The organism is Hymenobacter daeguensis (assembly GCF_054780555.1).
The window spans coordinates 40,608-48,952 of record NZ_BAAGWC010000033.1 but is presented as its reverse complement, the minus strand read 5'-3'; the positions used below and the strand labels follow the sequence as shown (position 1 = coordinate 48,952).

Below are 8,345 nucleotides of genomic sequence, written 5' to 3'. Positions count from 1 at the left end.
GGCTGCCCTGGCCGCCGGCGCGTGCGCCGCCCTGGCCACCGCCCGAACGACCGCCGTCGTTGCCACCCTGGCCGCCGTCGCGGGGTCCGGAGCGGGCCGGCCGCCCCGCCGGACCCTTGGGCCGGATAATACGCTCGTTGCCGTGCAGCATCACGGGCTTGATGCGGCCCGACACGAACGGATGCTCGGCTTCCACGTCAATCTGGCGGCTGATGAGCTTCTGAATGTCCTGCAGGTAAGCCCGTTCCTCGTCTTCCACGAAAGAAAATGCGGTGCCGAACGCGCCGGCCCGGCCGGTGCGGCCGATGCGGTGCACGTAGGTTTCGGGCTCGTTCGGGATTTCGTAGTTGATGACGTGGGTCAGCTCGTCCACGTCGATGCCGCGGGCGGCAATGTCGGTGGCCACCAGCACGCGGGTGCTGCCGGCTTTGAAGTTGGAGAGGGCACGCTGGCGGTGGTTCTGGCTTTTGTTGCCGTGGATGGCTTCGGCCGGAATCTGGTTGGCGGCCAGGGCTTTCACCACTTTATCGGCCCCGTGCTTGGTGCGGGTGAAGACGAGCACGCGCTTGATGTCCTTGTCCTGCAAAATGTGGCGGAGCAGGGCGGGCTTGTCGTTATTCTCGACCAGATAAACCGATTGCGTCACCGTATCGGCGGTGCTGCTCACGGGCGTCACGGCCACGCGCACGGGGTTGGGGCGCAGAATGGTCGCGGCAAGCTCCTGAATCTGGCCGGGCATGGTAGCCGAGAAAAACAGGGTCTGGCGCTTGGCGGGCAGCTTGGGCAGGATGCGCTTAATGTCGTGGATAAAACCCATGTCGAGCATGCGGTCGGCTTCGTCGAGCACGAAAACCTCTATCTGGCGCAGGTCCACGAAGCCCTGGTTCATGAGGTCGAGCAGGCGGCCGGGCGTGGCAATGAGCACTTCCACGCCGCGCTTGAGGGCCGCAACCTGCGAGCCCTGGCCCACGCCGCCGAAAATAACGGTGTGGCGAATCTGGCTCAGATGGCGGCCGTAGGCCCCAAAGCTTTCGTTAATCTGGATGGCCAGCTCACGGGTAGGCGTGAGCACAAGGCAGCGAATGGCGCGCGGGGCGTGGTTGGCCACCTGGGCGGTGCGGTGCAGCACCTGCAGGATGGGCACGGTGAAGGCGGCCGTTTTGCCGGTGCCGGTCTGGGCCACGCCAAGCAGGTCTTTGCCTTCGAGCACGTGGGGAATGGCTTGCTCCTGGATAGGAGTGGGGTTGGTATAGCCTTCCTCTTTAAGGGCTTTGAGGATGGGGTCAATCAGATTTAAATCGTCAAACGTCATGTTGGAAATAAGTAGTCGTACAAAGTCGTCAGGACGATGTACTGAAGTAAGAGCTTGGCGGACACGTATCCGCAAAAGGAGTGGTTCAGCCTACGAATAAGCGTAGGCGGGCATGGCCACGCCGGACGAGGCCAGGCGTGGGCGGGGTTGGCGGCTCGTCGGAGGCCGTCAGATTCCCTGTCTGAAGAGAAGTTGGAGTGAGGTGCGCTTACTTGCGGAGGCAGCCGAGGCGCGGGGCTTTGCCCGACGCGGCCGGGCAGCGGGCTGCTCCGACGGCGGCCCTGGTGGGCACAAAGGTACAACACAGATGGTCGTGCCGCGCGTTTTGGCTTCAGCCCGGCTAAGCCCGCCGGCTGGGCGGCCGCGGAATCAGGCCTGCGGCAAACAGGATTGGCCTACCAGTCTGTTGTATGTGAAAGCGGAGGAAACCCAGTGGAAACGTGCGGCTTTTCCGGCACTGCGCAAGGATTTTATTACTTTTACGGATGGCTTAGGTAATATTTCAGCCTTCCAGCAATCGTTTGGGAAACCTTGCTTTGAGCAACCACTGCGGTTGGCAGCTTCGGAAAGGGGGCTAATTGTTTTTTAATTCAGGATGCTGAAAGAGTTGAAACAGGTATCATTCAATCGGCAAAAGCTGCTGGCAGCATGGCTGCTGGTTTCCCTGCTGGTGGCAGGATGTGTCCAGTCGGCCAGGCAGCCGCCCCGCTACCGCATCGGCTTTGCCCAGTGCAGCACCAGCGGGCCGTGGCGCAAGGCCATGCTCACGGGCATGCAGCGCGAACTCAACTTCCACCCTGATGTGGAGCTCCGAATGCTGGATTCGGATGACAACAGCGAATTGCAGGCCCGGCAAATCCACGAGCTGGTAAGCGGTGGCATCGACCTGCTCATCGTTTCGCCCTACGAGGCGGAGCCGGTGACCCCGGCCGTGGAAGAGGCCTACCGCCGCGGCATTCCCGTGGTGCTGCTGGACCGCCGCACGGCGTCGGAGGACTATACGGCTTTTGTGGGCGGCAACAACGCGGTGGTGGGCCAGACGGCTGCCCGCTATGCTGCCCGCCTGCTGCACGGCCAGGGCAAGCTGCTCGAAATAATGGGCACCCCGGGCTCATCGGCTACGTCGGGCCGGCACGAGGGGTTTGCCCAGGCGTTGAAGGACCATCCCGGCTTGCAGGTAGTGAGCCAGGTGGCCGGCAACTGGACCGAGGCCAGTGTGAAGCCCGTGCTGCTGGATGCGCTGAAAGCCCACCCGGAAGTGTCGCTCATCTTCGCCCACAACGACGGCATGGGCCGCGGGGCGTACAAGCTCTGCCGGCAGCTGGGCCTGGGCCACCGCATCCGCATCATCGGGGTCGATGGCATTGCCGGCGCCGGCGAAGGCCTGGACCTGGTGCGCCGCAAGATGCTGACGGCCTCTATTTCCTACCCGCCCGGCGGCGAGGACGCCATTCGCACGGCCCTGAAGATTCTGCACAAGCAGCCATTCAGGCGGGAAAACACGCTGGGCACGATGGTCATCGACTCGACCAATGTGCTGACCATGCAGCAGCAAACCGATAAAATGGTGGACCAGCAGCAGGACATTGACCGGCAGCAGCAACTGCTGCAGCAGTTGCAGGCTACCTATGCCAGCCAGCAGGTGGCGCTGTACGTTTCGCTGGCGTCGCTGCTGGGCGCACTGGTACTGGGCGCAGTGGCCTGGCGCTCGGCTCGGAAAAACCGGCTGATTAATTTGCAGCTGGCTCTGCAAAATGCTGAAAATGATAAAATTAACCGCCAGCTGACGCAGCAGAACACCGAGAATGACAAAATAAACCGGCAGCTGACCGCTCAGAACGAGGAAATTCTGTCGCAGCGCAACCAACTGGAGGCAATGGCCGAGCGTGCCCGCACCGACACCGAGGCCAAGCTGCGCTTCTTCACCAACTTCTCGCACGAGCTGCGCACGCCCCTTACCCTCATTCTGGGGCCGGTGGAGGAGCTCTTGAGCAACAGCGCCACCTTCAGCAGCGCCCAGCGGCAGGACCTGGGGCTGGTGCGGCGCAACACCCAGCGCCTGCTGCAACTGGTGAACCAGCTGCTGGACTTCCGCAAGATTGAGGTGGGCAAAATGGCCGTGCATGCCACGCAGGGCAACCTGGTGACGTTTGTGCGCGAAATAGTGGATGCCTTTGAGAAACCGGCCCGGCTGCGCGACGTGCACCTGCGCTTCCTGGCCGCCGAGCCGGTGCTGACGGCCTGGTTCGACGGCAATATTCTGGACAAGGTGTTCTTTAACCTGCTGTCTAATGCCCTCAAATTCACCCCTGACCACGGCCAGATTACCGTTAGCCTGCAAACGGCTGACCAGGGCCGGGCCTTGCAGGTGAGCGTGACCGACACCGGGCGCGGCATCAGTGAGCAGGACCGGGGCCACATTTTTGAATGGTTTTACCAGGGCGACCAGGGCGCAGTGGCGAAGGGCTCGGGCATGGGGCTGGCTTTGGCGCAGGGCCTGGCACGGCTGCACCAGGGGCAGCTCTCGTTCAGCAGCCAGCCGGGCAAGGGCAGCACGTTTACCGTGACGCTGCCCCGCGAACTTCCCGATACCCTGCGGGCCGACGACCTGACCCGGCCCGTGGTGCTGTCGCTGGACGAGCCTGAGCCCGAGCCGCTGGCCGCTGAGCTGCTGCCCGCCGCCGAGCCCCCGGCTGAAGCCACCAGCGAAACCCTGGTGCTCGTGATTGAGGACAACCAGGAGGTGAACGACTTTCTGGTCCGCAAGCTGGGCACTGCCTACCGGGTGCAGAGCGCCACCGACGGCCACTCCGGCTTTACCATGGCCACCGACCTCATTCCCGACCTGATAGTGTGCGACGTGATGATGCCCGGCCTGAGCGGCCTGGAGGTGGTGGCCCAGCTGCGGGCCGATTGGCGCACCTCGCACATCCCCGTCATCATGCTCACGGCGCGGGGCGCGGCCGAGCAGCAGGTGGAAGGCGTGCAGGCCGGCGCCGACCTCTACCTGACCAAGCCCTTCAACCCCACTTTCCTGCTGGAGAGTGTGCGCACCCTGCTGGCCAACCGGGCCCGCCAGCGCGAGCATTTCCGCCGCGAGCTGAGCGTGGATACCACCGGAGCCACCACCCAGGCCGACCAGAAATTTCTGGCCGACCTCACGGCCATTGTCGAGGCCAATCTGGCCAAAACCGACCTCAGCGTCGAGGACATTGCCCGCAGCCTGGGCGTGTCGCGCATGCAGCTTTACCGCAAAGTGAAAGCGGTGCTGAACACCGGGGTCACCGATTTCATTCAGGGCCTGCGGCTGACCAAAGCGCGGGAGCTGCTGCTCGACGACACCCTCACCATTGCCGAGATTGCCTACGAGCTGGGCTTCTCCAGCCCGTCATACTTCACGGCGAGCTTCCGCACCCGCTACCAGCTCACGCCATCGAAGTTCCGGAGCTTGCACGCCTCATCGGCGCACTGAAATAATTTCTTGAATGGTGTTCTAAAAGTTACACTTACGCAGTAGGTGTAACTTTTTTATGCCCTTTAACTGACTGTAAAACAGGTAGAAGGAGCGAAAATTGGGTGTTGAACAGTATTTGGTACGAATGAGATAGTGCTGGGGGGGCGATGCCGGGACCTTTGTGGAAAGCTTCATGCTGGATTGAGCTACCACGCCCCAATCGTTTGCAATGGCAAAGCCCGGCTCAATGGGCGCTTTGGGGCAGTATGTTGCCGAATACAGACTAGCAACGGCCAGTTTCCCAATACAACGCTGGCCAGCATCGGGCGCTAGTTCTGGAATGCCCATTTTTTCATTTCCCACCCAACTCACAATTTATGTCAACTCCCTTACCATTCTTAACAGGCCCTGGGACCTTCCGGAAGGTGCTGCTCACCTCGGCGCTGAGCGGCACATTGCTCACCGGCTTTTCCGCTACGCCGGCCATTCACGCCGCTGCGGGGCTGCGGCTGGCCCCGCAGGCGCGGGTGCTGCGCGACATTCCCGTAACGGGCCGCGTCACGAACGCGGCCGGGGAGGGGCTGCCCGGCGTAACGGTGCTGGTGAAAGGCACGACCGTGGGCACGGCCACCGATGTCAGCGGCAACTTTGCGCTGAGCGTGCCGGAAGGCAGCACGCTCGTATTTAGCTCGGTAGGGTTTATACGCCAGGAGGTGCCGGTGGGCAGCACCACATCCTTCAGCGTACAGATGAAGGACGATACGCAGGCGCTGAAAGAAGTAGTAGTGGTGGGCTACGGCACACAGAACCGGCAGGAGCTGACCACCTCGGTGGCATCGGTGAATTCGGCTGCCATTGCCCGCCAGCCCGTGGCCGGCTTCGACCAGGCCCTGCAGGGCCAGGCCCCCGGCGTGCAGGTGACGGCCCCCAGCGGGGCGCCCGGCGCGGGCATCAACGTGCGGGTGCGCGGCAATGCTTCGCTCAGCCTGAACGGCTCGCCTCTGTACGTGATTGACGGCATTCCGATACTGCCGGACTACCAGCAGGAGCTTTCGAACAACAACCAGCGCCTGAACCCGCTCAATACCCTCAACCCGAATGACATTGAGCGCATTGACGTGCTGAAGGACGGGGCTGCCGCCGCCATCTATGGCCTGCGGGCGGCCAACGGGGTGGTGGTGATTACGACCAAAAAAGGCAAAGCCGGCCAGGCCCAGGTGGGCCTGAACGTGTACTATGGCCGCCAGTACCTGCGCAAGAAGCTGGACGTGCTGAATGCGCGCCAGTTTGCGCAGGAATACAACGAAATCCTGACCAATGCCGGCCGTGCGCCGGGCTACCCCGACCTGAACAACCTGCCGCCCTACAACACCGACTGGCAGGACGAGATTTTCCGGCCGGCCGACTTGCAGAGCTACCAGCTGAACGTGAGTGGCGGCACCGAAAAGACCCGTTACTATATATCGGGCGGGTACTTCAACCAGCAGGGCATCAACATCCAATCGGGGTTTGACCGCTACAATTTCAAGATTAACCTCGACCAGCACGTGACCGACCGGTTCCGGCTGGGCACCACGCTCAACCTGAGCCGCAGCCACACCAACGGCACGGTGCGCTCGGAGTCGGCGCTGGGCAACTCGGGCACGGTGCTGGGCGCCCTGACGCAGATTCCGACCGTTCCGGTGCGCAACGCCGACAATACCTACGGCACCAACCCCTTTACGCTGAGCGATAACCCGGTGGGTAACCTGCTCGAAACCAGCAACCAGGCCATTGTGTACCAGGCGCTGGGCAATGTGTACGGCGAGCTGGACATTCTGAAAAACCTGACCCTGAAAACCTCGCTGGGCCTGGATTTCCGCACGCAGTCGGAAAATACGTTCTACAGCCGCAACTACCCCGGCACCTCTGCCGCCGCCGCCGAAACCCGTGGCTCGGCCAATACCGCGGCCAACCAGCAGGTTATCTGGTTGTTGGAGAACACGCTTACCTACAACAAAACCTTCGGCGACAAGCACAACCTGACGCTGCTCGGCGGCCAGTCGATGCAGGCGTCCGACCGGTTCACGTCGGGGGCCGGCACCCGGGGCTTTGCCTCCAACGCCGTGCCTTACCTCAACGGCGGCGCCACGGCAGTGGGCATTCCGGGCAGCTACGCCGACCAATGGTCGCTGCTGAGCTTCTTCGGCCGGGCCATCTACAACTACGACGAGCGCTACCTGGCCACGGTGAGCTTCCGGGCCGACGCCAGCAGCAAGTTCAGCGGCGCCAACCGCTTCGGCTACTTCCCGGCCGTGTCGTTGGGCTGGCGCGTGTCGAGGGAAAGCTTTTTCCCAAAAACCAAAGCCTTGTCGGACCTGAAGCTGCGCGCCAGCTACGGGGCCAACGGCAACCAGGAAATTTATGCCTACCAGCGCTTTTCGCGCTACTCGCTGGGCAGCAACTACCAGGGCGGCGGCTCGGCCATTCTGGGCGGCATCACCCAAAGCGACATCGGCAACGACGTGCGCTGGGAAACGACCGCGCAGTACAACGCCGGCATCGACCTGGGCATGTTTGAGAACCGCCTGACCTTTACGGTGGATGCCTACAACAAGCGCACCACCGACCTGCTGCTGGGCGTGACGCTGCCGCAGAGCACCGGCGCGGGCAACCTGAGCGTGATTCAGAACGTGGGCACCATTGAGAACAAGGGCATCGAGCTGGGCCTGGTGACCAACAACGTGGACGGCCAGAACGGCAGCTTTGCCTGGAGCACCAACTTCAACTTCACCCTCAACCGCAACAAGGTGGTGGACCTGGGCACCCTGCCCAACGACAAAGGCGAACAAGTACCGCGCACCTTCATCGGGGGGTATAGCATTCAGCAGGTGGGCAGTCCGCTCGGCGCCTTCTACGGCTACCGGGTGCAGGGCATTGTGCAGTCGGATGCCGAAGGCGCCACGCTGCCCAAGCAGAACAGTGTGTTTCCGAAGGCTGGCGATATTCGCTTCGTGGACGTGAACGGCGACGGCGTTATCAATGCCTCCGACCAGAGCATTATTGGCAACCCCAACCCCAAATCCATTGCCGGGGTCACCAACAACTTCTCCTTCAAGGGCATCGAGCTGAGCGTATTCTTCCAGGGCAGCTTCGGCAACGACATCTACAACCAGAACCGCACCGTGACCGAAGGCCAGACCACGGCCCTCAACCAGAGCACGGCCGTGCTCAACCACTGGACGCCCACCAACACCAACACCGACATTCCGCGTCCCGTATTCGGCGACCCCGCCGGCAACAACCGCGTGTCGACCCGCTTCATCGAAGACGGTTCCTACGTGCGCCTCAAAAACCTGACCCTGGCCTATAGCCTGCCCACGAACATCGTCCGCCACGCGGCCCTGAAGAGCCTGCGCATCTACGGCACGGCCCAGAACCTGGTGACCTGGACCAAGTATTCGGGCTACGACCCCGAGGTGAGCGCCGACCCCTTCTCCTCCACTGGCTTCGGCCGCGACTTTGGCGTGTACCCGCAATCGCGCACCTACACGGTGGGCCTGAACGCCTCTTTCTAAGTCGGATTTTTTGTTAGAATTC

At 62.5% G+C, this 8,345-nt stretch carries 3 protein-coding genes; 2 read left to right on the top strand and 1 reads right to left on the bottom strand.

Translation table 11 applies throughout. From position 1 onward, the window contains the following. Positions 1-1,312, bottom strand: a 1,312-nt coding sequence (locus tag ACYVHT_RS21100; RefSeq protein WP_460556913.1) for a DEAD/DEAH box helicase, incomplete at its 3' end; no start/stop codon positions are given. A gap of 595 nt (positions 1,313-1,907) precedes the next feature. Between ACYVHT_RS21100 and ACYVHT_RS21095 the strand changes: the two genes are divergently transcribed. Together ACYVHT_RS21095 and ACYVHT_RS21090 are read left to right on the top strand one after the other, a co-directional pair. After that, positions 1,908-4,784, top strand: a complete 2,877-nt coding sequence (locus tag ACYVHT_RS21095; RefSeq protein ID WP_460556910.1) for a substrate-binding domain-containing protein — start codon at positions 1,908-1,910, stop codon at positions 4,782-4,784. Positions 4,785-5,143: 359 nt separating this feature from the next. Beyond that, entirely contained in the window at positions 5,144-8,323 is a 3,180-nt protein-coding gene (locus tag ACYVHT_RS21090; protein WP_460556907.1) for a SusC/RagA family TonB-linked outer membrane protein, read from the top strand. Positions 8,324-8,345: the final 22 nt, after the last annotated feature.